This is a genomic window from Kitasatospora sp. NPDC087314, from assembly GCF_044744365.1.
Taxonomy (GTDB): Bacteria; Actinomycetota; Actinomycetes; order Streptomycetales; family Streptomycetaceae; genus Kitasatospora.
In genome coordinates, this window is the sequence record NZ_JBIUYE010000001.1 from 625,601 (window position 1) to 649,468 (window position 23,868).

Here is a 23,868-nt window from a genome sequence, read left to right on the forward strand (position 1 = left end):
TCGATCAGAAAAGTTGATGGCCACCGTGGATCCGCAGCACCTGCGCACCTTCGTCACCGTCACCCGCCTCGGCTCCTTCTCCGAGGCCGCGCGGGAACTCGGCTACACCCAGTCCGCCGTCTCCCAGCAGATCGCCGCCCTGGAGGCCGACCTCGGGGCCGGTCTGCTCAACCGCCGCCCGGTCGGCCCGACCGAGGCCGGCCGGCGGCTGCTGGAGCACGCGGCGCCGCTGCTGGTCCGGCTGGAGGCGGCGCGCGCCGACGTCGCGCGCCTGGCCGGTGCCCCGAGCGCCCGCCTGGTGCTCGGCGCCACCCCACTGGCGGTCGGAGCGGAGTTGGGGCGCGCGCTCGGCGAGGTGCGCCGGGCCTATCCGGCGGCCGAACTCGTCGTCCGGGTCCTCGCCCAGGGTGCGCTGCCCGCCCAGGTCGCCACCGGCGAGGTCGACCTCGCCCTGATCGACGGCCTCGCCGCCCCCAGCGACCCGCTGCCGCTGCCCGACGTCGGCCCGCTCGCCACCCGCGCCGTCGACGAGCAGCCGGTCGCCGTCGCCCTCCCGGCCGGCCACCCGCTGGCGGGCCGCAGCGGTGTCGCCCTCGCCGACCTCTCCGCCGCCCGCTGGCTCGACGCCCCCGACCTCACCCCCACCGCGGTCCGGCTGTGCGCCGCGGCCGGCGTCGACGGCTTCCGCCCCGCCACCCGCTACCGGGGCACCGACGTGCACGGGCTGCTCGCCCTGGTCGCCACCGGTCACGGGCTCACCCTGCTCCCGGCGTCCGCCCTCGCCGATGCTCCCGGCGTCGCGTCCGCGCCGATCGCGGCCCCGCGACTGGTGCACCGCACCGAACTGGTGCACGGCAGCCTCCCGGAGGGGCCGGCGGCACTGCTGGCGCGGCTGCTGGGCGAGTAGGGGCCGGCCGTCCCGGGCGGCTTTCCCGGGCGGGTGTGCCAACGCGGCCGCGCTGATGCGGGTGCGCTGATGTGGAGGCGCGATCACCAGGCGTTCACGTCCCGGGCCTGACGGTGGTTGCTCAAGCGGTGCTGTCATGGGCACAGTCGCCCGGTGACAGGCCGGGCCGGCCCAGGAGATCGCCCACATGATGCTCCGTCAGCGTCTCACCGTCGTCGCCGCGGCGGCCGCCCTCGCCGCCGCCGGGCTCGCGGCCGGCACCGCGCAGGCCGCCCCCGCGAAGGGCTCGCCCGTCAAGGCCCGTCCGCTCGCGGCGAGTTGTTCGCAGGCCTACCTGCCGCTGCCCGATCCGTCCTGCACGCCGGGCGCCTACAACCCGGACGTCACCCAGGCCACCATCGGCCAGACCATCTGCGTCTCCGGCTGGACCTCCACCGTCCGCCCGCCGACCAGCTACACCAACGCGCTCAAGGCGCAGCAGATCGCGCAGTACGGCTACTCGGACACCAACCTGTCCGACTACGAGGAGGACCACTTCGTCCCGCTGGAGCTCGGCGGCGCCCCGCGCGACCCGCGCAACCTCTGGCCCGAGCCCCGCTACGGCACCCAGACCGCGACCGGCAAGGACGGCGTCGAGACCAAGCTGAAGAACGCGGTCTGCAACGGCCGGGTCGGCCTCGACGCCGCCCGCAGCGCCATCGCGAGCGACTGGACCACCGCGCTCAGCCGCCTCGGTCTCTGACGCTTCGGCCGCTGAGTCCTCGGTCCTCTGCGCCCTCGGTCTCCGACGTCTGGGCGTTTGACGCCTTCAGCGGTGTGGCGGTCGGTCCGTCCGGTCCCCTGTGCCGGACGGGCCGACCGCCGTGCGCCCCGGCAGTGCCGGGGCGGTCTTCGGGGCTGCGTGTCAGCAGCCCGGCAGGGCCTCGCAGGCCGGCGCCGTCACGCCGCTGTCCGGCCCGCAGACGCTCGGCGCGCCCTGGCGGACGATCGCTGCGGCGGCGGTCATTGCGGCGCTGCGCGACGGACGAGTCCTCACGTGTCCGGTGTCGTGGACCGGGGCCGGGCGCGCGGCCCCGACCGCCTGCTCCCGCCGCCCGGCGGACCCGTCGATGCGGGCACTCGGCATGGCTGTTCCTTCCCCCGTACGTTCTGCCGCCCGGCCTCCCGGCCCGCCGCGCTCCTCTGTTCCGAGGGGCGGTCAGGGCCGGTTGCTCCGACGGCGGTCGAAACTTATGCCACCCGGCCGCCCGGAGCAAAGCGGGATACCGGCGGGTAGCCCGCGTCCCCGGCCGCTTGCAGGGGGTTGGTGGGGAAGATGTGTGCGGGCGAGGCGGAAGCGATGGCCGGGCCGGGGTGGCGGCCGTGGGCCGACCGGGCGGTTCGCCGAACGGTGGGACGGCGCACGGCCGGGGATCTCCGCTGCCGGGACGGGGTTCGCCCGCCCGCGGGCACCGTCGCACCCCTTCGTCGGGACGTCGCCGCCCGCGCCGCCGTGGGCCGCCGATGCCAAGGCTTTCCCCCGGCGGGATTCGTCCGCCTCGCGGCGCCCGGCTCGCGCTGCGGATCGGTCCCGTACGCCACGCCGTCGAGCCGGGCCGGCCGCCGGTAGAACGCCATCGGCTGCCGGGCGGAGGTCAGGCGTGGGTGCCCGGGACGCCGAGTTGTTGGGCGAGCCAGGGGAGGGCCTGGGCGAAGGTGGCGGCGCCGGTCTGCCAGGTGTGCTTGCCGGAGCCGGTGCCGGTGGTGGTACGGATGCCGTCCCTCTTGGCGGCGTCGTTGAGGGCCTTGGCGGACTCGATCTGGCCGTGCTCCTCGTCGCCCTGCCCGAAGTAGCCGGAGACGCCCTGGTACTTGGGGTGGTGGGCGAGGACGGTCAGCGGGTCGTGGGCCGTCCAGGCCGCCGCGTCGCCGCCGTACAGCTCCTGGACGGTGTGGTCCTTGTCGCCGATGGCGGGGCCCTTGTCGCCCGAGAAGTCGCCGAAGTGGGTGAAGACGTTGGGGTGTTCGACGGTGAGGTCGACGGCGCAGGTGCCGCCCATCGACCAGCCGGCCACGCCCCACTTGTGCGGGTCGGTGGCGGCATTGAAGGTCTTCTGGACGAACGGCGGGACGTCCTTGAGCAGGTGGCTCTCGGAGTTGCCGTGCGGGCCGTCCACACACTCGGTGTCCACCCGGAAGCCGCCGGTCGCGTCGACGAAGACGAGGATCGGCGCGAAGCCGTTGTGCTTGGCGGCGAAGTCGTCCGCGGTCCTGACGGCGTTGCCGGAGCGGATCCAGTTGTCGGGCGCCGCGAACTCGCCACCGATCATCTCCAACGCCGGCAGCTTCGGCCGGTTCTGGCTGCGGAACCACGCGGGCGGCAGGTAGACCAGCTCCTGCCGGTGGGTGAAGCCGCTGGCGGTGTCCGGGATGTCCACCTGGACGATGCGGCCGGTTCTGGTCTTCCCGTGGATGGAGCCGAGTTCGGCGAGCGTGATCTGCTCCGGCAGCGGCTGCCCGCTCAGTTCGCCGATCGCGTCGTCGAGGGTCGGGTAGTAGCCGGTGGCGATGTTCACGCTGTTCGCGGCGCAGAACAGCGCCAGCAGCGCGGCCGGCGGCGCGAGGGCGCGGCGCCACCAGCGGGCGCCGCGCCAGCCGAACCCGAGCACGCTGAACGCCGCGATCGCCACCCCGCCCCACAGCCACACCCCGAACGGGATCGGGTCGGTGATCCCGGCCAGTGTGAGCACGCCGACGGCGGTGAGGGCGATGAGCAGCAGCGCCGTCCCGAGGGCGATCGGACCCCACTTGAGCCGCCACGTCCGGTCCCGCCAGCCCAGGGCGGCCAGGAACAGGGCGAGGGCCACGGCCTGGACGGTCCACGGGAACCAGCCGCCGAGCAGGGAGACGTTCATCTGGCGGAGGCTAGGGGTGGTAGATGAGAAGCGGATGAAAGGCTGGTAGGTCGCTGGAAGAAGGCTGTGAGGACGGTGGGACGTCGAGCGCTCGTGCGGGCTGCGCGGGAAGTCGACCCGTCCGACTTCCCGCGCAGCCCGTCCGGTCGGTTCCGGGTCAGCCGGCGCGCTGAAAGAGGGCGGTGAGGAGGAAGGGGACGCCGAAGAGGGGGGAGCCGGACGGCTGGGGGGTCATCGGACGGACTTCGAGGGGCGTGAAGTCGGCGAAGAGCGCGCGGAGTTCGTCCGGCGAGTAGGCGAGCCCGCCCTCCAGTCCGCCGAGCCGGTAGAGCTCCTCGTCGGGGCGCTCGGAGCCCATCGCACCGGCGGCGAAGGCGGCGACGGCGAAGTGCCCGCCGGGGGCGAGGACACGGTCGAGCAGGGCCAGGTAGCTGATCCGGCGGTGCGGGGGCAGGTGGTGCAGGCAACCGGAGTCGTAGACCAGGTCGTACCGGTCGTGGGGCAGTTCGACCTCGAAGATGCTCGCCTGGTGGAACCGCAGGTTGGCGCCGGTACCGGCCTCGTGGGAGCGTTCCTCGGCCCAGGCGATGGCGGCGGGGGAGAGATCGACGGCGTCGACGTCGAAGCCGAGCGAAGCCAGGTGGAGCGCGTTGCGGCCGGGGCCGCAGCCGAGGTCGAGCGCGCGGCCGGGGGAGAACAGGCCGCGGTCGAGGTAGGAGACCAGGTTCTCGTCCGGCTTGGGTGTGAAGAACGGGCGGTCGGCGGCGCGATTCTCGTAGAATCCGTCCCAGAAGGGTTCGGCCGGTGGGAAGAGGCCGTCGAGGAGGGCGAGAACGTCTTCGGTGGTGCGGATCGTACGGTTCATGCGGCCGAGCGTAGGTGGTTCGGCGAGCGGGTTCGAGTGACGCAAAACCCGCTGCGGGGCGGGCTGTTGAGGGCTCCGGGATGGTGACTGGGACGGGCGTTTCGGGCCCCGGCCGGCGTACGGCGGCGACCCGGCCGGAGGCCGGGAAGAGCTGGTTCTGCGGGGCGAGGGGGTGGGCCGGGAAGGGCCCGAAGTAACGTTTCGACCACGGTGGTTCGGAGCGCTCCGAGCCGGGCCGGGGTGCGGCACGGAGCCGCACCCGGCCTTGCCGTCGTGGTAGCGCCACGGCAACTCGGGGAGATCGGACGGCGGGCCTCGCGGCCGTGGTGTGCCGGTCGCGGCTGGTCGTCCTGGCGGCGGCCGCGTTCGGCTGGTGCGTGGGAGTGGCCTCGGTGGCCGGCTGGCTGCCGGTCGCCTTCTCCTGACGAATCGGTGGTAGCCGGCCGTCAGGCGGCGAAGCGCTCGCGCAGCGCCGCCAGGCCGACCGTGAACACCCCGTGCACCCGGGCCGTGGACTCCTCGCGGTGCTCGGCGTCGATGTCGTAGGTGACGCTCCACTCCACGAAGCTGGCGCCCAGTTCGGTGACCGGAGTGACCCGGAGGGTGGCCCGGTAGTTGTCGAAGTGGAACGTGCCGTCGGGGAAGCTGTACGTGTAGCTGCGCGCTTCGTCGTCGTAGGCGAGCAGCGTCTCGTGCAGCACGACGCCGTCGAGATCGAAGAGTCGTGCCGAGCCGATCGCGTTGCCCGCCAGCTCGTTGCCGAGCCGGCTCGCCGGGAGATGCGGGTGCCAGTCCCCGAGGGCGTGGAAGTCTCCGACCAGCTCCCACACCCGCTCGGCCGGGGCCTCCACCACCGTGCTGACCGTGATGACCGCCATGGTCGTCGCCGCCTTTCGTCCGCTCCGTCGCGTGGTCGGGCACCATCCTGGTGCCGCGTCCGGGGCGGGCGCCAGGGGACGGGCCGGTCGGCGGCACAGTCGGTCGTCCCGCGCGACCCCGGCCGCGCTGGACGACTGACTGCCGAGGTCCGTGGCGGCGGGGTCCGGCGCCGTAGGATCGTCGATCATGGACCTGAGCACTGGACTGATCGCCGTCCCGCCCGGCCGCGTCACGCTCTCCGACCGCCGCACGCAGCGGAGTTGGACGGTCGAGCTCGCCCCTTACGAGCTGGCGCCCTGTCCGGTGACCCGCGAGCAGTACCAGGACCTGGCGGGCGACCGTCGCCCCGCGCACAGCGTCTCCTGGTGCGACGCCGTGCGCTACTGCAACGAGCTGTCCCGGCGCCACGGCCTCACCCCCGCCTACCACCAGGACGGCGAGTCCGTCACCTGGGACCGCGCCGCCGACGGCTACCGGCTGCCCACCGAGGCCGAGTGGGAGCACGCCTGCCGCGCCGGGACGGACGGCCCCCGCTACGGGCCGCTCGACGAGATCGCCTGGCACCGCGGCAACTCGGGCGAGCGCCCGCACGAGGTGGGCGGCCTGCGGCCCAACGGGTTCGGCCTGTACGACCTGCTCGGCAACGTGTGGGAGTGGTGCTGGGACGTGTACGACGCCGAGGTGTACGGCGGCTACCGCGTGCTGCGCGGCGGCGGCTGGTTCGACGAGCACTGGAGCTGCCGCGCCTCCGTCCGCCGCCGCAGCCACCCCACCCTGCGGATCGACGACGTCGGCTTCCGGCTCGCCCGGTCGATCACCGTCTGAAGGCGCGACCCGGGGAACCCGGGCCCGGACGTGGCGCGTTGGGGTCTGCATGAACGATGCACCGGTGTCCCTCAGACCGATCGACGAAGCCGACCTCGGCCACTTCGAAGCGCTGCTCCTCGACCCCGAGGCGGCGGGCCCGTTCCAGTGGTTCGGGTGGCGCGACCCCGGTCGGCACCGGCGCCAATGGGCGGAGAACGGCCTGCTGGCGCCCGCGCAGTCGGTGCTGGCCGTCCGCTGCGGGGACGAGTTCGCGGGCTTCGTCGGCTGGCGGCAGGTGGAATCCATGAGCTCCTGCCACTACTGGAACCTCGGCATCATGCTCCGCCCCGAGTGGCGCGGCCGCGGCATCGGCACCGAGGCCCAACGCCTCCTGGTGGACTACCTGTTCGCGCACTCGCCGGTGATGAGGCTGGAGGCCGACACGGAGGCGACCAACTACGCCGAACAGCGCGCCCTGGAGAAGTGCGGATTCACCCGCGAGGGCGTGCGGCGCAGCGTCACCTTCCGGGACGGCGAGTGGCGCGACGGTGTCCTCTACAGCCTGCTGCGTACGGACCCCAGGCCCTAGGCGACCCCGAACCACTCCTCGGCCAGGTCGTCCAAGGTCCGTGAAAAAGGCTTCAACTCCCGTAGGTACCACGGCAGATGGCTGTACACATGGAGCAGCGTGTACGCCATCAGCAGCCGCGGGTCGAAGTCGTGCCCGTATTCGGCGAGGAGGCGGCCGAGCAGGTGGCGGTCGGCGCGGGTGGTGAAGAGGCCGACGGCGACGAGGTCGTAGGCCGGATCGCCGACCATGGCGGGTTCGAAGTCGATCAGGCCGGTGAGGCGCCAGCCGTCGGCCGGGTCGACGAGCAGGTGCTCGCGCATGAACTCGGTGTGCAGCAGGGCGCGTTGCGGTGCCTGCGGGAGCGGCGCGGCGGCCAGGAAGTCCGGAATCTGCTCCAACCAGGCCTCGGCCAGGCCGCGTTCGCGCTGCCGGGCCACCGTGCCGGCCCGCTGCCGGGCGAGAAAGGCGCCCCAGTCGCCGGGGCCGAGGACGTCGGCGAGCGGTTCGGGGTCGAGGGCGTGCAGGACGGCCAGGGCCTCGCCGCAGTCGTGGACGATCCGCTCCCGGTCGGTCTGCGGGATCCGCGGCCAGGCGGGGGCCAGGCCCCCGCCTGGCAGGCGTGACATCAGCACGTAGCGCCAGCCGTTGACGTACGCGCCGGCGGCCCGGACGTCCGGGGTGGGGATCGGCAGGGCGCCCTGGAGGTGGGTGAGGACGCGCTCCTCGGTGACGCCGTCCTCGGCGCCGGCCGCCGGAAACAGCTTGAGGACGTGCTCCCGGCCGACCGCGTAGACCGGGACGGACCCTTCCGTGAAGCGCTCCAACGGCAGCCCGGCGAGCCCGAGTTCGGCGCAGAGCGCCGCGGCGCCCGGGCGCATCACCGCCTCGTCGGGGAGGATCGCGTCCCACTGCTCTTCCGTCTCCACCACAGGCAGCATGGGCGCACGGTAGGCGGGTGGGCACGGCTGCGGCAAAGGGTTTTGGGCCAGGAGGCTCAGCAGGTGCCGCAGTCGTCGGCGTCCGGGGAGACGGGTTCCGGTCCGCCGTCCGGGTCGCGGGTGAGGAGGTAGCGGGCGCCGGGGCCGGTGTCGCCGGCGCGGTCGGCGGCGTTGTAGAGGGCGCAGCGGGAGAGGGAGAGGCAGCCGCAGCCGATGCAGCCGGTCAGCTTGGCCTTGAGGCGCTGGAGCTCGGCGATCTGCTCGTCGATGCGGCTCTGCCAGGACTCGGCGACGCGGTCCCATTCGCTGCCGCTGGGGGCGGGGCGTTCGGGGAGCCGGTCGAGCGCGACCCGGGCCTCGTCGAGGGAGAGGCCGACGCGCTGGGCGGCGCGGACGAAGGCGATCCGGCGCAGCGTACCGCGGGTGTAGCGGCGCTGGCCGCCGGTGGTGCGGGTGGCGTGGATGAGGCCGAGGCTCTCGTAGTAGCGCAGCGCGGACGCGGCGAGGCCGCTGCGGCGGGCGAGCTGGCCGATGGTGACCAGGTCGTCGCGGTGCGGGCCGGGCGCGCGGCCGTGGTCGGGTATCGCGGTCATGGGAAGCCACTGTAGCCGCTTGACCTCAAGTCAGCTTTAAGTTGCACGATGGTCGCATGACGACGAACGCGAACGTGGACACCGTCCGTTTCGAGGACCTGCCCGCCCTGATGGGCCTGATGACCGGCGCCGAGAAGCACGGCCCCGCCGCCACCTCCACCCTGGACGTGCTCTGGGTGCTGTACGACCGGGTGCTGCGAGTGACTCCGGAGCGTGCCACGGCGCAGGACCGGGACCGCTTCCTGCTCTCCAAGGGCCACGGCCCGATGGCGTACTACGCGGTGCTGGCGGCCAAGGGCTTCGTCGACCCCGGAGTGCTGCCGAGCTTCGGCGGCTACGACTCGCCGCTCGGGCACCACCCGGACCGGACGCTGATCCCCGGGGTGGAGATCGCCTCCGGCTCGCTCGGGCACGGGCTGCCGCTGGGCGTCGGTACCGCGCTGGGCCTGCGGGCGCAGGGCCTGGCCGACCCGGCGGTGTGGGTGCTGGTCGGCGACGCCGAGTTCGACGAGGGCTCCAACCACGAGGCGGTGGCCTTCGCCGGCGCGTACGGGCTGGACCGGCTGCACGTGGTGGTGATCGACAACTCCTCGGCCACGCACGGCTGGCAGGGCGGGATCGCGGCCCGGTTCGCGGCCGAGGGCTGGTCGACGCAGACGGTGGACGGCCGCGACCACGAGGCGCTGTACCGGGCCTTCACGGCCGAGCACCCGGGCCGCCCGCACGTGGTGGTCGCCCGGGTCGAGCCCAAGGACGCGTAGCGGCGCGGCCGACCCGTCCCGGGCAACGGCCCGCCCCAGGCCCCGGAACCCCCTGCTCACACCAAGAAGCTCACCGTGAAAGGCACTTCACCGATGGACACCATGCGCGACCGCTTCATCGACGTCACCTCCCGACTGCTGGACGAGGACCCGCGGCTGGCCGTGGTGCTCGCCGACATCAGCGCGGCCGCCTTCGGCCCGGCGCAGGAGCGCCACCCGGACCGGGTGGTCAACGTCGGCATCCGCGAGCAGCTGCTGATCGGCGCGGCCGGCGGCCTGGCCCTGACCGGGATGCGCCCGATCGCCCACACCTTCGCCAGCTTCCTCATCGAGCGGCCCTTCGAGCAGGTCAAGTTGGACCTGACCCACCAGGGCGTCGGCGCCGTCCTGGTGAGCGCGGCCGGCTCCTACGACTGGCCGGCCGGCGGCCGCACCCACATGTCCCCGGGTGACGTCGCGCTGCTGGACACCCTGCCGGACTGGACGGTCCACGTGCCGGGCCACCCGGACGAGGCCGAGCAGCTGCTGCGCCACGCCGTCGCGGACGGCGACCGCAACGTGTACGTCCGGCTCTCGGCGCACCAGAACGCGGCGCCGGTGCCGGTCGAGGCGGGCCGGTTCAGCACCGTGCGGCAGGGCTCGCGCGGCGTGGTCGTCGCGGTCGGGCCGATGCTGGACGCGGTGCTGGCGGCCACCGAGGGCCTGGACGTCACCGTGCTGTACGCGGCGACGGTGCGCCCCTTCGACGCGGCCTCGCTGCGGGCGGCGACGGGGGAGCGGGCGGACGTGGTGCTGGTCGAGCCGTACCTGGCGGGCACCTCCGCGAACGAGGCGCACGCGGCGCTGGCCGACCGCCCGCACCGGGTGCTGGGCCTGGGCGTGCCGCGCGAGGAGCACCGGCACTACGGCTCGATCGACGAGCACCTGGCCGCGTACGGGCTGGACGCCGCCTCGCTGCGGGAGCGGATCGGCACCTTCCTCTGGTGACGCGCGTGGTGAGTCACACCGCGAGGATCGCCACCGCGTCCGCCCCCAGCCGTACCGCCGTCCCGTCCACCGCCGCCGTCCCGAAGGCCGCGACCAGCTCGCGCCCGGTCCCGTCCAGCGGCGGCACGGCCTCGGCCGGGCCGAGGTTGACGGCGACCCGGTACGGCCCCCGGTGCACCACCAGCCAGCGCGCCGCCTCGTCGTACGCCACCCGCACCGCGCCGAGGTCGGGGTCGGACAGCTCCGGCCGTTCGCGCCGCAACCGGATCAACGTCCGGTACCAGGCGAGGAGTTCGCGGTGCGGCGGACGCCGGGGCTCGGTCCAGTCGAGGACGGACCGCAGGACGGTGGCGGGCTCCTGCGGGTCGGGGACGGCCTCCGCGGCCCAGTCGTGTTCGGCGAACTCCCGCCGCCGGCCCTGCCGGACGGCCTCCGCGAGCTGCGGGTCGGTGTGGTCGGTGAAGTACTGCCAGGGGGTGGCGGCGCCCCACTCCTCGCCCATGAACAGCATCGGGGTGAACGGCGAGGTGAGCACCAGCGCGGCGCCGCAGGCGAGCCGGCCGGGGGGCAGGCTGGTGGAGACGCGGTCGCCGAGCGCCCGGTTGCCGATCTGGTCGTGGGTCTGCAGGTAGCCGAGCAGCCGGTGCCCGCCGTCCGGGGGGAACGGCCGGCCGTGGCCGCGGCCGCGGAAGGTGGACCAGGTGCCGTCGTGGAAGAACCCGCGGGTGAGGGTCTTGGCCACGGCGGCGAGCGGCCGGTGGGCGAAGTCGCCGTAGTAGCCCTGGGATTCGCCGGTGAGCGCGCAGTGCAGGGCGTGGTGGAAGTCGTCGCTCCACTGCGCGGTGAGGCCCTGGCCGCCGGCTTCGCGCGGGGCGGTGGTGCGCGGGGTGTTGAGGTCGGATTCGGCGATCAGGAACAGCGGGCGGTTGGTCGAGACGGCCAACCTCTCGACTTCGTCGGACAGTTCCTCCAGGAAGTGCACCGCCCGGTCGTCCGCGAGGGCGTGTACGGCGTCCAGCCGCAGGCCGTCGATCCGGTAGTCGCGCAGCCAGGCGAGCGCGCTGCCGATCAGGTAGCGGCGCACCTCGTCGGAGCCGGGGGCGTCCAGGTTGACGGCCGAGCCCCACGGCGTGTGGTGCCGGTCGGTTAAGTACGGGCCGTACGCGGGAAGGTGGTTGCCGGAGGGGCCGAGGTGGTTGTGGACCACGTCCAGTACCACCCCGAGGCCCTTGCGGTGGGCGGCGTCGACGAACCGCTTCAGCCCTTCGGGCCCGCCGTACGGCTCGTGCACGGCCCAGAGCGAGACCCCGTCGTAGCCCCAGCCGTGCCGGCCGGGGAACGGGCAGACCGGCATCAGTTCGACGAAGTCGACGCCCAACTCGACCAGGTGGTCCAGGTGTTCGGCCGCGGAGTCGAAGGTGCCGCGGGCGGTGAAGGTGCCGATGTGCAGCTCGTACAGCACCGCGCCGGGCAGCGCGCGGCCGCGCCAGCCGGTCTGCGACCAGCGGAACGCGGCGTGGTCGACCGGCCGGCTGGGACCGTCCGGGCCGTGCGGCTGCCAGGGCGAGCGCGGGTCGGGCAGGGGCGGCCCGCCGTCGAGGCGGAACGCGTAGTCGCCCTCCGGCGCGTCGCCCGACCACCAGCCGGCCCGGTCCGGGCAGCGCGCCAACGCGTGGGCGGCGCCGTCGACGTCGACCGAGACGGCGGCCGCGGACGGCGCCCACACCTGGTAGGTCCTCACTTCTCGCCCCTCCTGGTCAGCAGCGCCACCGGGTGGTCCGCCAGCAGTTCGGTGACCGGCACCGCGCCCGCCGGGTGGGTCCGCAGGGTCAGCCGGTCCGTCCAGGGCCCGCCCCCGGGCAGCTCCAGGACGGTGTCCCGCCAGCCGCCGGCCCGCTCCAGCCCGTACGGCAGCCGGGTGACGGCGGTGACCACGTCCGCTCCGCGGGCGAAGGCCAGCAGGTGGTCGGCGCCGCCGCCGACGGCGGTCAGCGGCCGGTAGGGCCCGAGCGGACGGGAGCGCCGCAGGTGCAGCGCCGTCGTGGTGAGGTGCAGCTTCTCGCGGGCGAGGTCGCCGGGGCGCGCGGTGGCCGAGTCGGTGAGCCGGACGGCGAGCGCGCCGAGGTCCACCACACCCCGGTTGTCCGGGTCGACGAGGGTGTACAGCGGCTCCTCGCTGCCCTGGTAGAGGTCGGGCACGCCCGGGATGGTGAGGTGCAGCAGCGCGGCGGCGAGGGTGTTGGAGCGGGCGTACGGGGCGAGGGCGTGCACCAGGCCCTCGATCCGGGGCCGCAGCCCGGGGTCGGCCAGGACGGCGCGGGCGCGGTCGGCGAGCGCCTGCTCGTAGCCGGCGTCGGGGGCGGTCCACGACGTGCGCAGCTTGGCCTCTCGGGCGGACTTGAGCAGGGCGGCGGCGAGCCGGTCGGGGTCGATCGGCCAGGCGGCGACGAGGGTGTGCCAGAGCAGCCAGTCGCCGTCGCGGTCGGGGCCGGGCCCGGCGGCGGTGGACCAGGCGGCGGCCTCGGCGGCCCAGGCCTCGGGCTGCTCGGCGAGGACGGCGAGCCGGGCGCGGGCGTCGGCGCTGCGCTTGGTGTCGTGGGTGGACAGCGCGGTCATGCTGTGCGGCCAGCTGCGTTCCAGGTGGCGGCACCAGTCGTGGAACTCGGCGGGGTGCAGCCCCGGCCGGCCGGGCTCGCCGCCGACCTCGTTGAGGCCGGGCAGCGCGTTCCACCGGTAGAAGGCGGTGTCCTCGACGCCCTTGGCGGCGACGGCCGCGGCGGTCTGCGCGAAGCGGACGCAGAACTCGTCCCGGTCCGCCCCGCGCCCCAGCTCCCCGAGGGCCAGGGCGGCGACCAGCCGGTCCGTCGGGTCGGCCGAGCCGTCCAGCGCCGCCCGCAGCTGCTCGGCGGAGCCCGGCGGCGCCGGCTCCCCGGGGTGGGCGTACGGCCGGTACGCCGGGTAGCCGGTGAGCAGCCGCCGCAGCGCCGCGCGCAGCTGCCAGGGCGCGTGGTCGGCGTACGCCGGCTCGGCGGCGCCGATCCGCAGGGCGCAGCGCACCAGCCGTTCGACCTCGGCGGCCAGCTCGCCGCGCGGCCCGGTCATGTCGGCCCGTCCGTGCCGGGCGGCGGCGACCGCCGGGTGGGGGCCGGCGCCGGGCACCCGGGCGGGGTGACCGCCGAGGAAGTCCTCGTACGCCCCGGCCAGCCGGTCGGCGCCCGCGCGGTCGGTGAGCACGCCGTCGATGCGCCGCAACGCGTCGTAGCCGGTGGTGCCGGCGACCGGCCAGTCGGCGGGCAGCCGCTCGTCGCCGGTGAGGATCTTCTCGACGACGGTGTACGCCCCGCCGCTGGCCCGGGCGAGGCGCCGCAGGTAGCCGCGCGGGTCGGCGAGCCCGTCGGGGTGGTCGATCCGGAAGCCGTCGACGACGCCCTCGGCGTGCAGCCGCAGCAGGACGGCGTGGGTGGCGGCGAACACCTCGGGCTCCTCGACCCGGACGGCGATCAGCTCGTTGACGGTGAAGAAGCGCCGGTAGTTGAGTTCGGTGCGGGCCAGCCGCCACCAGGCGAGCCGGTACCACTGGCGGGCGAGCAGCCCGGTCAGTGGCAGGTCGGCGGTGCCGGGCCGCAGCGGCAGCTCGTGCTGGTGGTAGCGCAGCACGTCGCCGTCCACCACCAGCTGGTCCAGGACGGCGCCGAGCCGGTCGCCGAGGAGCGGCAGCAGCACCCGGCCGCGACCGGGGGCGTCGGCGGGCCCGGGCTGGGCGGCCCAGTCGATGTCGAACCAGTGCGCGTACGGCGAGTCGGGCCCGTCCCGCAGCACCTGCCACAGCGGCTGGTTGAGCCGTTCGGGGACGGGCACGGCCATGTGGTTGGGCACCACGTCGACGATCAGCCGCAGGCCGTGCCGGTGAGCGGCGGCGGCCAGGGCGCGCAGCGCGCCCTCGCCGCCGAGCTGCTCGCTGATCCGGCCGTGGTCGACGGTGTCGTAGCCGTGGGTGGAGCCGGGGGTGGCCTCCAGCAGCGGGGACAGGTGCAGGTGGGAGACACCGAGGGCGGCGAGGTAGGGGACGGCGGCGGTGGCGTCGTGGAGGGTGAAGCCGGGCTGCAGCTGGAGGCGGTAGCTGGCGGTGGGGGGACCGGGTGAGGGGGAGGTAGCGGCCGGGCGGGGCTGCGCGGGCTCGGCGGCGGAGGTCATAGGTCCATGAGTACCCGGGGGAGCCCGCCGCCAAGACCCGCTGCTGGCCCGAACAGGTGACCGCACGCCCGTTCAGGCAGGCCGCTGGAGCACCATCAGCGAGCGGTCGGTGAGCCACAGCGCGTCCCCGGCCTTGACCCGGGTGCCCGCGCCCGGGGCGGGCAGCCGGGGCTGCGCGGTGTCGACCACGACCTGCCACTCCTGCCCGTGGTCGGCGGGCACGGTGAACTCCAGCGGCTCGAAGTGCGCGTTGAACATCAGCAGGAAGGAGTCGTCGACGATCCGCCCGCCGCGCCGGTCCGGCTCGGAGATGGCGTAGCCGTTGAGGAAGACGGTCAGCGACTTGGCGTAGCTGGCGCCCCAGTTGCGCTTGGTCATCTCCTCCCCGCCGGGCGTGAACCAGGCGATGTCGGTGAGGTCGTCGTAGCCGCCGGCGGCCGGCGCCCCGGCCCCGTGCCGCCCGGAGACCGGCCGCCCGTGGAAGAAGCGCCGCCGCCGGAACACCGGGTGGTCGCGGCGCAGCCAGATCATCCCCTGGGTGAACTCCAGCAGCCGTGCCTGCGGTCCGTCGCCCTCGGGCCAGTGCACCCAGGTGAGCTCGTTGTCCTGGCAGTAGGTGTTGTTGTTGCCGTGCTGGGTGCGGCCGAGTTCGTCGCCGTGGGAGATCATCGGCACGCCCTGGGAGAGCATCAGGGTGGCGATGAAGTTGCGCTGCTGGCGGGCTCTGAGCTCCTCGACGGCCGGATCGGTGCTCGGGCCCTCGGTGCCGCAGTTCCAGGAGCGGTTGAAGGACTCGCCGTCGCGGTTGTCCTCGCCGTTGGCCTGGTTGTGCTTCTCGTTGTAGGAGACCAGGTCGCGCAGGGTGAAACCGTCGTGGCAGGTGACGAAGTTGATGGAGGCGATGGGGCGGCGGCCGTCGTCCTGGTAGAGGTCGGAGGAGCCGGTGAGCCGGGAGCCGAACTCGGCGAGGGCGGCGGTCTCGCCGCGCCACAGGTCGCGCACGGTGTCCCGGTACATGCCGTTCCACTCCGTCCACAGCGGTGGGAAGTTGCCGACCTGGTAGCCGCCCTCGCCGAGGTCCCAGGGTTCGGCGATCAGCTTCGCCTGGGAGACCACCGGGTCCTGCTGGACGAGGTCGAAGAAGGAGGAGAGCCGGTCGACCTCGTGGAACTGGCGGGCCAGGGTGGCGGCGAGGTCGAAGCGGAAGCCGTCGACGTGCATCTCGGTGACCCAGTAGCGCAGCGAGTCCATGATCAGCTGGAGCACGTGCGGGCTGCGCATCAGCAGGCTGTTGCCGGTGCCGGTGGTGTCCTCGTAGAAGCGCTGGTCCTGGGCGAGGCGGTAGTAGGAGACGTTGTCCAGGCCGCGCAGCGACAGCGTCGGCCCGAGGTGGTTGCCCTCGGCGGTGTGGTTGTAGACGACGTCCAGGATCACCTCGATCCCGGCCGCGTGCAGCGCCTTGACCATCGACTTGAACTCCTGCACCTGCTGGCCCCGGTCGCCGGTGGAGGAGAAGGAGGAGTGCGGGGCGAAGAAGCCGATGGTGTTGTAGCCCCAGTAGTTGGCCAGGCCCAGGTCGCGCAGCCGGTGGTCGCGGACGAACTGGTGCACCGGCATCAGCTCGATCGCGGTGACGCCGAGCTTGGCCAGGTGCTCGATCACCGCCGGGTGGGCCAGGCCCGCGTACGTTCCGCGGATCTCCTCGGGGATGCCCGGGTGCAGCCGGGTGAGGCCCTTGACGTGGGCCTCGTAGATGACGGTGCGGTGGTAGTCGGTGCGCGGCGGGTGGTCGGTGCCCCAGTCGAAGTACGGGTTGATCACCACCGAGTGCATGGTGTGCGGGGCGGAGTCGAGGTCGTTGCGGCGCTCGGGGGCGCCGAAGTGGTAGCCGTAGACCGCCTCGTCCCAGTCGATGTGCCCGCTCATCGCCTTGGCGTACGGGTCCAGCAGCAGCTTGGCGCTGTTGTGGCGCTGGCCGAGGCCGGGGTTGTACGGGCCGTGGACTCGGAAGCCGTAGCGCTGGCCGGGCTGGACGCCCGGGAGGTAGGCGTGCCGGACGAAGGCGTCCGTCTCGCGCAGTTCGACGGCCGTCTCCGAGCCGTCCTCGTCGATCAGGCACAGCTCGATCCGGTCGGCGCTCTCGGAGAACACCGCGAAGTTGGTGCCGACCCCGTCGTAGGTGGCGCCGAGGGGGTAGGGCTTACCGGGCCAGACCTGCATGAGTCCTCAACTTCCTTGCAGTCAACGGAAACTGACATGTAGTCCGACAACCTGCCCGGACCCGGACGCTCTCTTCCCGGCCGGGCGGCCGGGCATGTGCGGCGCTCGCGCGCCGTGACGCACGGCACAGTCCGCATACTCCCCGAGCCTTCCCCCGGCGGCCGGGACATGTGATCCCGGTTCGCCCGAACGGGTGTCCAGTGGGCATTCCTCTGATAAGCGGGGCCGGTGACGGGCGGAGCCTGTGAAGGGTGGGGCCAGTGGTGGGGCCGGGCCCCGTGGGCCATCCGGCTGCGCACGGCTCGCGGCGGGCAGTACCCTTGATCGTCCGGCCGCCCCGGGCTGGTGGCGCTCCATCAGCCGGGCGGGGGCGCAAGTCAGCAGCAACCAGGTGAGGTGGCGCATGGTGTTCCCCGCCGGCGGCCGCGGCTCGGGGTCCGACGGCCCCGACCGGGGCGGCGCCCGCAGCGAGGCGCCCACGGTCGTCATGCGCCCCACCATGACCGGCCGCGCCCTGGTGCCCGCGCAGGGCGGCCCGGTCGAGATCCCCGCCCTGGCCTGGTCCGCCGCCGAGTGGGAGGACGCCTACCAGCGGGTACGGCTGTCCGGCCGCGCCTACGTCTGGCTCAACCTCGTCGAGCAGCGGCTGCGCTCCCTCGTCGACGAGGTGCTGCACCCCATCTACGCACCCGCCCACGGCGAGGACTGGGTCACCGCCGCCGCCGGCCCCGCCGGCGAGGAGTGGGCCCACCGGGCCGGCGCCGTCCGCGAGGTCAGCCGCCGCAAGGGCTACCTGCTCGACCCGGCCGACGACGACCCGCTGGTCTTCCTCACCCTGCCCCAGCTGCGCGAGCTGATGGTCCAGCACTGGCCCTGCTTCGAGCCCTACCTGGCCGACCGGCGCGAGATCGAACTCGCCCTGGACGAGCTGGAGGTGGCCCGGCACGTGGTCTCCCGCAACCGGGTGCTCACCCAGACCGTCCTCGCCCAGACCGAGCGGGCCGCCGCCCGCCTGCTCGCCGTCCTCGACGGCGGCGCCGGGGGAGTGCCCGCCGACGTCGTCGAGTCCCTGGTGGCCGGCCGGTACGCGGACGTCGTCGCCGTGCACGCCGACCGCGTCCGGCTCCAGCGCGACCTGCCCGTCGAGGACCTCCTGGAGGGCGCCCGCCGGCTGGACGCGCTCGGCATCGGCCTCGGCATGCTCTGCCAGAACTACACCGGCAAGCGGCTCGTCCGCCTCGCCGGCGACGGCTGCCGGGTCCGGCTGCTCTTCCTCAACCCGGCGAGCAGTGCCGTCCGCCGCCGTGAACGCGAACTGGGCCTCGGGCGCGGCGAGTTGTCCCGATCCATCGAGATGAACATCATGCACGTGCGCCGGGTGCGGGCCCGGCTGCGCGACCAGGGCGGCTTCGAGATCCGCGTCTTCGACGAGACCCCGCGCTTCACCGCCTACCTGGTCGAGGGCCCGCGCCCGACCGGCCAGGTCGGCGGCCGCCGGCAGACCCGCGACCTCGGCGTCATCCAGCCCTACCTGCGCCGGGCCCGCGGCATGGAGTCCCCCGCACTGGTCCTGCGCGGCGGCGCCGGCCAGCAGCCCGGCGGCACCGAGGCCGGGCTGCTGGAGGTCTACCGGGAGGAGTTCGAGGGCGCCTGGGGCGACTCCCGGCCGGTGTCCTGAGCGCCGCCGCCCCGAGCGCCGGTGTCCCGAGCGAGCACAGGTCTCCCGAGCGTCCGCATGCCGGGAAAACCGCTGGTCGCACGGGTGCGCCCGCTGCCACACTGCGGGCCGTGAACAGCCTCCCCCAGTGGACCCTGCGCCCCGCCACCGCCGCCGACGTCGAACCCGTCGCCGAACTCAAGGCCGTCGTCCTGCGCGCCGACCTCGAACGCCTCGGCCGCTACGACGACGACCGGGTCCGCCGGCGCCTGCGGGACGGCTTCTCCAGCCGGCACAGCTCGGTCATCCTCGTCGACGGCGCCTTCGCCGGCTCCGTCACCGTCCGCCCCGCCGACCAGGGCGGCCGCTGGATCGAGCACTTCTACCTCGCCCCCGCCCACCAGGGCCGCGGCCTCGGCACCGCCGTCCTGCGCCACCTCCTCGCCCAGGCCGACGCCGCCCGCGAACCCGTCCGGCTCGACGTCCTCCAGGGCAGCCCCGCCCGCCGCCTGTACGAACGCCACGGCTTCGTCCTCGACCACGAGGACCCGATCGACGTCTACCTGGTCCGCGAACCCGCCGCCTGAACCGGACCGGTGTGACGATAGGCCGGACGGCTGGTAACCGACCGGTAGTCAGCCGATAGGACGTCAGACCCGGTGCGAGCGCGCGCCGGGGCCCGGCCCGCTTGTTAGCGTCCCGTCCATGATCGACAGCCCGCACCCCACCGGCTCCGAGCACCCCCACGCCACCCGGCGCGGCCTCCTGCGCACCGCCCTCGGCGCCTCCACCGCCGGGGCCCTCGCCCTCACCGGCGCCCGCCCCGCCCACGCCGCACCCCGCGCCGCCGCCGGGCGGACCGCCTTCCACGGCGCCCACCAGGCCGGCATCACCAACCCGCCCCCCGGCTACGGCACCTTCCTCGCCCTCGACGTCAAGGCCCGCGACCGCAAGGACCTCGAAACCCTCCTGCGCACCCTCACCGACCGCATCCGCTTCCTCACCGCCGGCGGCACCCCGCCCGACCTCGGCCCCGACGCCGCCCCCGCCGACAGCGGCACCCTCGGCCCCGTCCTGCCCGCCGACGAGCTCACCGTCACCGTCGCCGTCGGCGCCTCCCTCTTCGACACCCGCTACGGCCTCGGCGCCCTGCGCCCCCGCCGGCTCACCGCCATGCGCCCCTTCCCCGTCGACGCGCTGCGCCCCGCCGAATGCCACGGCGACCTCTCGCTCCAGATCTGCGCCGAGAGTCGCGACACCGTCCAGCACACCATCCGAGACCTGCTGCGCAGCACCCACGGCCTGATCCGGCCCCGCTGGCAGCTCGACGGCTTCCAGAACCGCTCCCGCCCCACCGGCGCCGCCCGCAACCTGCTCGGCTTCAAGGACGGCGTCGAGAACCCCGACACCGGGAACGCCCGGGACATGGACGCCCTCGTCTGGGTCGGCGACGGCGGCGACGAACCGCGCTGGGCCGCGGGCGGCAGCTACCAGGTCATCCGCGCCATCCGCATCCTCGTCGCCGGCTGGGACGAGGTGCCGCTCCAGGAGCAGGAACGCATGATCGGCCGGCGCAAGAGCGACGGCGCCCCGCTCGGCGCCGCCGGCGAGACCGACACCCCCGACTACCGCAACGACCCCCGCCGGCGCCGTCATCCCGCTCGACTCCCACATCCGCCTCGCCAACCCCCGCACCGACGGCGCCCGCGACAGCCGCATCCTGCGCCGCGCCTTCAACTACGACCGCGGCCTCGACCCCGACGGCGAACCCGAGCTCGGCCTCGCCTTCTGCTGCTACCAGCAGGACGTGGCCCGCCAGTTCGAGGCCGTCCAGATCCGCCTCGACACCGAACCCCTCGCCCGCCACCTCCGTCCCACCGGCGGCGGCTACTTCTACGTCCTGCCCGGCGTCCGCGACGCCACCGACTGGCTCGGCCGCACCCTCCTCGCGGCCGCCTGACGCCCCGCTGCGCGCCACCGGCGCGACCCGTCGCCCTCCCGTCCACCGCCCTACCAGGCCCGCCGCCACCCGGCGTTCGGGCCACCCGCCCCGCCGGGCCCGCGCCCGAGGGGGTGGGCCCGGCCCCCGCCGACCCCGCCGCCGACCGACCCAGCGGCCGGGTTGTCGGTGGGGCGGGTGATGATAGGGGCTGTTTCGAGCAGCAGGACGGAAGGACACACCCTTATGAGCTGGTGGCAGCAGCCACTGGTCGGCTTCGACCTGGAGACCACGGGCACCGACCCGGCCGTGGACCGCATCGTCACGGCCGCGCTCGTGGACACCGTCGGGGCCGGCCGGGTGGGCGCCGTCCACTGGCTGCTCGACCCCGGAGTGCCGATCCCGGCCGAGGCGGAGGCGATCCACGGCATCGGCGACGACGTGGCCCGCGGCAAGGGCCGGCCGGCCAAGGAGGCGGTGGAGGAGATAGCCGTCGCGCTCTGCGAGCGGCTCGCCGCCGGGCGCCCGGTGGTCGCCTTCAACGCGCCCTTCGACCTGTCGCTGCTCGACGCCGAGCTGCGCCGGTACGGGCTGGTGCCGCTGGCCGCGCGCCTCGGCGGGCCGGTCGGGCCGGTGCTGGACGCGCTGGTCGTCGACCGGGCGGTCGACCGGTACCGCAAGGGCTCGCGCACCCTGCAGCGGGTCTGCGAGGTGTACGGCGTCGAGCTGACGGACGCGCACGAGGCCGGCAGCGACGCGCTGGCCGCCGTCCGCGTCGCCGTCGCCCTCGCCGAGCGCTACCGGGCCGAGGTCGGCGACGTCGCGCCGGCCGAGCTGCACCAGCGTCAGATCGGCTGGTACCGGGAGTGGGCCGAGGGCCTGCAGGAGTGGCTGCGCCGCGGCAAGGACCCGCAGGCCGTGGTCGACCCGCGCTGGCCGATGAGGTAGCCGCCGCCGGCGGACCGCCGGGGCGACGGTACGACTCGCCCGGCCCGCCGACCTGCCCGGCTTCCTCGCGCTCGCCGCCGAGGTCGAGCACCGGTTCGGCCCGATGGTGGCCGAGCCCGGCTTCCACCGGGCCGTCGCCCGGCACGTCGAGCGGGGCCTGGCGACGGTGGTGGAGGACGGCGACGGGCAGCCGCACCCCGGGGACCGGCCCGCGTGCGCGGACCGCCGGCCGGTCTACGCGGCCGGGAAGTCGAAGGTGTAGCCCTGCGCGACCAGCCAGGGCAGCAGCTGCTTGAGCGCGGCCACGGTCTGGCTGCGGTCGCCGCCGCCGTCGTGCATCAGGATCACGCCGCCGGGCTTGAGCTGCTTCTGGACGGTGGAGACGATGGCGGGCACGCCGGGGCGGGACCAGTCGCGCGGGTCGACGGACCAGGCGAGCGAGGACATACCGAGGCCCGCGGTGATCTGCTCGTTGTCGGCGTTGAAGCCGCCACCGGGCGCGCGGAACCAGGTGACCCGGGTGCCGGGGCCACCGGCCTGGACGATCATGTCCTTGGCGGCGGAGATCTCGTAGGCCGCCTGGTCGTGCGGGAGCTTCGCGAACGGCTGCGGGTGGTGGACGCTGTGGTCGCAGAGCCGGTGGCCGGCCGCGAGGACGCGCTTGACCAGGGCCGGGTTGGCGGCGGCGTTCTGGCCGATCTCGCAGAAGGTGGCCTTGACCTTGTACTGCGCCAGCAGGTCGAGGATCTGGCCGGTGGCGGGGCCGGGGCCGTCGTCGAAGGTGAGCGCCACGGTGCGGCCGCCGGAGGCGGTGGAGCCGATCACGGTGCCCGGCTTGACGGGGGCGGGCGGCGCGGTCGGTGCGGGTGGCGCGGGCTGCGCGGTGGGGGTGGCCGGGGCGGCCGGGTGGGTCGTGCTGCCGGCCGGCGTCGCGGGGACGCCCGTGGTCGCGGTGGCCGTCCCGGTCGGCGCCTGGGGCGTGCGCGGCTTCGGGACGACCGGCGGGGCGGCGGAGGCGGAGGCGCCGCCGGAGTCGGGGGTGGGCACGATGGTGGCGACCGGGCTGCTGGTCGGCTGGTCGGTGGCCGGCGCGATGGTGATCGGGGGCTGGCCACTCGGGCTGTGCTGCGACTGGAGGGCTCCGCTGGCGGTGCCGCACGCGGCCAGGCCCAGGGCGGCGCCCACCGCGACACAGCCCACGATCAGCCGGCGACGGGCGGTGCGGGGAGTGGGGGTCGGGAGGGAGGGCCGGCGGGTGGCGGGCTGGGGCATGGCGGCGGCTCCTGTGGTGCAGGGGGGTGCAGCGGACGGGTGCCAATCCCTCGGTCAGGATGACCGTCCGATAGGACGCCGATCGTAGTTACCCCGGTTGCGGACCGGACCGGATCGCCGTAGGAGTCTTCTCACACGCGCCCGAGTTGGCGCCCCGCGGCCCGCCGGGTATCCGGACGCCGCCGCCCGGCGGGTATCCCGAGTCCTCCGTCCGACGGGTGACCGGACGCCTCAGAAGGGGTACCAGCGCACCTCGGTGGCGCCCTCCCGCAGCGAGGCGACCCGGCGTCGGAACTCCGCCAGCGCGGCCGGGTTGCCCGGTGCCTGCTGGGCCACCCAGGAGGCGCTGGCGGTCTCCCGGGCCCCGCGCAGCACCGCGAAGCCGGGCCAGTCCCGCACGTCCCAGCCGTACGCCTCGACGAACGCCCGGTACTCCTCGCCGGGCACGCCGTACCGGTCGTGGCTGAGCGCGAGGACCACCAGGTCGTGCTCGCGCAGGTCGTGCGAGACGTTCTCCAGGTCGAGCAGGACGGGCCCGTCCGGGCCGACCTGGACGTTGCGGGGCAGCGCGTCGCCGTGGATCACCCCGGGGTGCAGGTGCGGGGCGAGGTCGGGCAGCGCGGCGGCGAAGCCGTCCCGGCGGTGGCGCAGGAAGGCGACGTCCTCCGGGTCGACGTGCCCCTCGGCGGAGGCCAGCCAGCGTTCGACCGGGGCCAGCAGGTCGCGGTGGGCGAGCGGGAACGGCGGCAGCGGCAGCCGGTGCAGGGCGCGCAGCAGCGGGGCGAGGTCGGCGGGGCGGGCGGGGCGGACGGCGGGGACGAGCCGGTGCCAGAAGGTGACCGGGTGCCCGTGCGCGAGCTGGGGCTCGGGCGCCACCGCGTCGTACGGCCGGACCACCGGGACGCCCTGGGCGGCGAGCCAGTGGGCGACGGCGAGTTCGCGCTGCGCCCGCTCGTACAGCTCGGGGCCGCGGCCGACCTTGGCGACCACGGCCGGGTCGCCGAGGTCGAAGACGGCGTTCTCGCCGAGTGCGAGCAGCCGGGCGTCGCCGGGGCCGGGCAGCCCGGCGGACTCGCAGGCGTGGGCGAGCAGCAGCCGGGCGCGGCCTTCGTCGAAGGGGATCATGACGGTGCTCCGTTGTGCCGGCGTTCATCCGGAGGCCTCCGGACGGTGATCATCATGACGCACGAGGGGTGCGGGGTGGGGTTTTCCCTACCCTCCCACCCTGACATCTCCTCCCAGGGGGTAGGGGTGGGATCCACCCTGAGGGGGAGCTGTCTCCACCCGGAGCACGAGGTCAAGGAGGGTGCGCCCGGGTGAGACTGGGACGGGGCCGCTTCGGGGCGGCCCAACGGGGGTTGGAACACGGGGGCTCCTTGCCGGGCGGCAAGCAAGTACTCGTAGGATGACGCCCAGACCTACTTACCTGCCGACCG

Annotated in this window: 21 protein-coding genes and 1 pseudogene; 11 read left to right on the forward strand and 11 right to left on the reverse strand. The window is 74.6% G+C overall.

The features are described from left to right. The first annotated feature begins 16 nt into the window (after window positions 1-16). Window positions 17-907, forward strand: coding sequence for a LysR family transcriptional regulator (locus ACIO5E_RS02860; protein ID WP_400662827.1), 891 nt, complete (start codon window positions 17-19; stop codon window positions 905-907). Window positions 908-1,094: 187 nt separating this feature from the next. Then, window positions 1,095-1,649, forward strand: a complete 555-nt coding sequence (locus tag ACIO5E_RS02865; protein WP_400662830.1) for a hypothetical protein — start codon at window positions 1,095-1,097, stop codon at window positions 1,647-1,649. 162 nt (window positions 1,650-1,811) lie between these two features. On the opposite strand, the gene ACIO5E_RS02870 is transcribed toward ACIO5E_RS02865, so the two are convergent. The 4 genes from ACIO5E_RS02870 to ACIO5E_RS02885 all read right to left on the reverse strand — a co-directional run bounded on the left by ACIO5E_RS02870 (window position 1,812) and on the right by ACIO5E_RS02885 (window position 5,544). Next, entirely contained in the window at window positions 1,812-2,033 is a 222-nt protein-coding gene (locus tag ACIO5E_RS02870) for a hypothetical protein (protein WP_400662832.1), read from the reverse strand. Between the two features lie 508 nt (window positions 2,034-2,541). Continuing rightward, window positions 2,542-3,801: an alpha/beta hydrolase gene (locus ACIO5E_RS02875; protein WP_400662834.1), complete on the reverse strand. Its 1,260-nt coding sequence runs from the start codon at window positions 3,799-3,801 to the stop codon at window positions 2,542-2,544. Between the two features lie 157 nt (window positions 3,802-3,958). Next, a complete protein-coding gene (locus tag ACIO5E_RS02880) occupies window positions 3,959-4,666 on the reverse strand; it encodes a class I SAM-dependent methyltransferase (RefSeq protein WP_400662837.1) in 708 nt (235 codons plus the stop codon). Between the two features lie 446 nt (window positions 4,667-5,112). Beyond that, complete coding sequence (locus tag ACIO5E_RS02885; RefSeq protein ID WP_400662840.1) at window positions 5,113-5,544, reverse strand: SRPBCC family protein; 432 nt, start codon at window positions 5,542-5,544, stop codon at window positions 5,113-5,115. Between the two features lie 187 nt (window positions 5,545-5,731). On the opposite strand from ACIO5E_RS02885, the gene ACIO5E_RS02890 reads away from it, so the two are divergent. Next, window positions 5,732-6,370, forward strand: coding sequence for a formylglycine-generating enzyme family protein (locus tag ACIO5E_RS02890; RefSeq protein ID WP_400662842.1), 639 nt, complete (start codon window positions 5,732-5,734; stop codon window positions 6,368-6,370). Window positions 6,371-6,434: 64 nt separating this feature from the next. Beyond that, window positions 6,435-6,941, forward strand: coding sequence for a GNAT family N-acetyltransferase (locus tag ACIO5E_RS02895; RefSeq protein ID WP_400662844.1), 507 nt, complete (start codon window positions 6,435-6,437; stop codon window positions 6,939-6,941). Here the strand turns inward: ACIO5E_RS02895 and ACIO5E_RS02900 are convergent. Further along, entirely contained in the window at window positions 6,938-7,861 is a 924-nt protein-coding gene (locus tag ACIO5E_RS02900) for a phosphotransferase family protein (RefSeq protein ID WP_400662847.1), read from the reverse strand. The genes ACIO5E_RS02895 and ACIO5E_RS02900 overlap by 4 nt on opposite strands. 56 nt (window positions 7,862-7,917) lie before the next feature. Then, a complete protein-coding gene (soxR, locus tag ACIO5E_RS02905) occupies window positions 7,918-8,454 on the reverse strand; it encodes a redox-sensitive transcriptional activator SoxR (RefSeq protein ID WP_400662850.1) in 537 nt (178 codons plus the stop codon). A 56-nt stretch (window positions 8,455-8,510) separates the two neighbouring features. Between soxR and ACIO5E_RS02910 the strand changes: the two genes are divergently transcribed. Both ACIO5E_RS02910 and ACIO5E_RS02915 read left to right on the forward strand, forming a co-directional pair. Further along, complete coding sequence (locus ACIO5E_RS02910) at window positions 8,511-9,215, forward strand: transketolase (protein WP_400662853.1); 705 nt, start codon at window positions 8,511-8,513, stop codon at window positions 9,213-9,215. A gap of 93 nt (window positions 9,216-9,308) precedes the next feature. Continuing rightward, window positions 9,309-10,202, forward strand: a complete 894-nt coding sequence (locus ACIO5E_RS02915) for a transketolase family protein (RefSeq protein WP_400663439.1) — start codon at window positions 9,309-9,311, stop codon at window positions 10,200-10,202. A gap of 13 nt (window positions 10,203-10,215) precedes the next feature. On the opposite strand, the gene treZ is transcribed toward ACIO5E_RS02915, so the two are convergent. The 3 genes from treZ to glgX all read right to left on the reverse strand — a co-directional run bounded on the left by treZ (window position 10,216) and on the right by glgX (window position 16,616). Continuing rightward, window positions 10,216-11,943 (reverse strand): malto-oligosyltrehalose trehalohydrolase, encoded by a 1,728-nt coding sequence (gene treZ, locus ACIO5E_RS02920; RefSeq protein ID WP_400662855.1) that lies wholly within the window; start codon window positions 11,941-11,943, stop codon window positions 10,216-10,218. After that, entirely contained in the window at window positions 11,940-14,396 is a 2,457-nt protein-coding gene (treY, locus tag ACIO5E_RS02925) for a malto-oligosyltrehalose synthase (RefSeq protein WP_400662857.1), read from the reverse strand. Before treY ends, treZ begins: the two co-directional genes overlap by 4 nt. A gap of 72 nt (window positions 14,397-14,468) precedes the next feature. Further along, entirely contained in the window at window positions 14,469-16,616 is a 2,148-nt protein-coding gene (gene glgX, locus ACIO5E_RS02930; protein ID WP_400662860.1) for a glycogen debranching protein GlgX, read from the reverse strand. A gap of 403 nt (window positions 16,617-17,019) precedes the next feature. Here glgX and ACIO5E_RS02935 point away from each other — a divergent pair, with 403 nt between their 5' ends. From ACIO5E_RS02935 to ACIO5E_RS02955, 5 genes and pseudogenes are all read left to right on the forward strand, one after another. Then, window positions 17,020-18,294, forward strand: coding sequence for an SAV2148 family HEPN domain-containing protein (locus ACIO5E_RS02935; protein WP_400662863.1), 1,275 nt, complete (start codon window positions 17,020-17,022; stop codon window positions 18,292-18,294). A 110-nt stretch (window positions 18,295-18,404) separates the two neighbouring features. Beyond that, window positions 18,405-18,860, forward strand: coding sequence for a GNAT family N-acetyltransferase (locus ACIO5E_RS02940; protein ID WP_400662865.1), 456 nt, complete (start codon window positions 18,405-18,407; stop codon window positions 18,858-18,860). Between the two features lie 118 nt (window positions 18,861-18,978). Next, window positions 18,979-20,233: pseudogene (gene efeB, locus ACIO5E_RS02945) on the forward strand (iron uptake transporter deferrochelatase/peroxidase subunit). Window positions 20,234-20,458: 225 nt separating this feature from the next. Then, the gene (locus ACIO5E_RS02950; RefSeq protein ID WP_400662868.1) at window positions 20,459-21,160 is read left to right on the forward strand and encodes an exonuclease domain-containing protein; all 702 of its coding nucleotides are present in this window, start codon (window positions 20,459-20,461) and stop codon (window positions 21,158-21,160) included. Window positions 21,161-21,263: 103 nt separating this feature from the next. Beyond that, window positions 21,264-21,422: a hypothetical protein gene (locus tag ACIO5E_RS02955; protein WP_400662871.1), complete on the forward strand. Its 159-nt coding sequence runs from the start codon at window positions 21,264-21,266 to the stop codon at window positions 21,420-21,422. On the opposite strand, the gene ACIO5E_RS02960 is transcribed toward ACIO5E_RS02955, so the two are convergent. Next, window positions 21,395-22,432, reverse strand: a complete 1,038-nt coding sequence (locus tag ACIO5E_RS02960; protein WP_400662874.1) for a polysaccharide deacetylase family protein — start codon at window positions 22,430-22,432, stop codon at window positions 21,395-21,397. The two genes, ACIO5E_RS02955 and ACIO5E_RS02960, sit on opposite strands and share 28 nt — an antisense overlap. A gap of 231 nt (window positions 22,433-22,663) precedes the next feature. Continuing rightward, complete coding sequence (locus tag ACIO5E_RS02965; protein WP_400662877.1) at window positions 22,664-23,557, reverse strand: phosphotransferase enzyme family protein; 894 nt, start codon at window positions 23,555-23,557, stop codon at window positions 22,664-22,666. Window positions 23,558-23,868 lie beyond the last annotated feature (311 nt).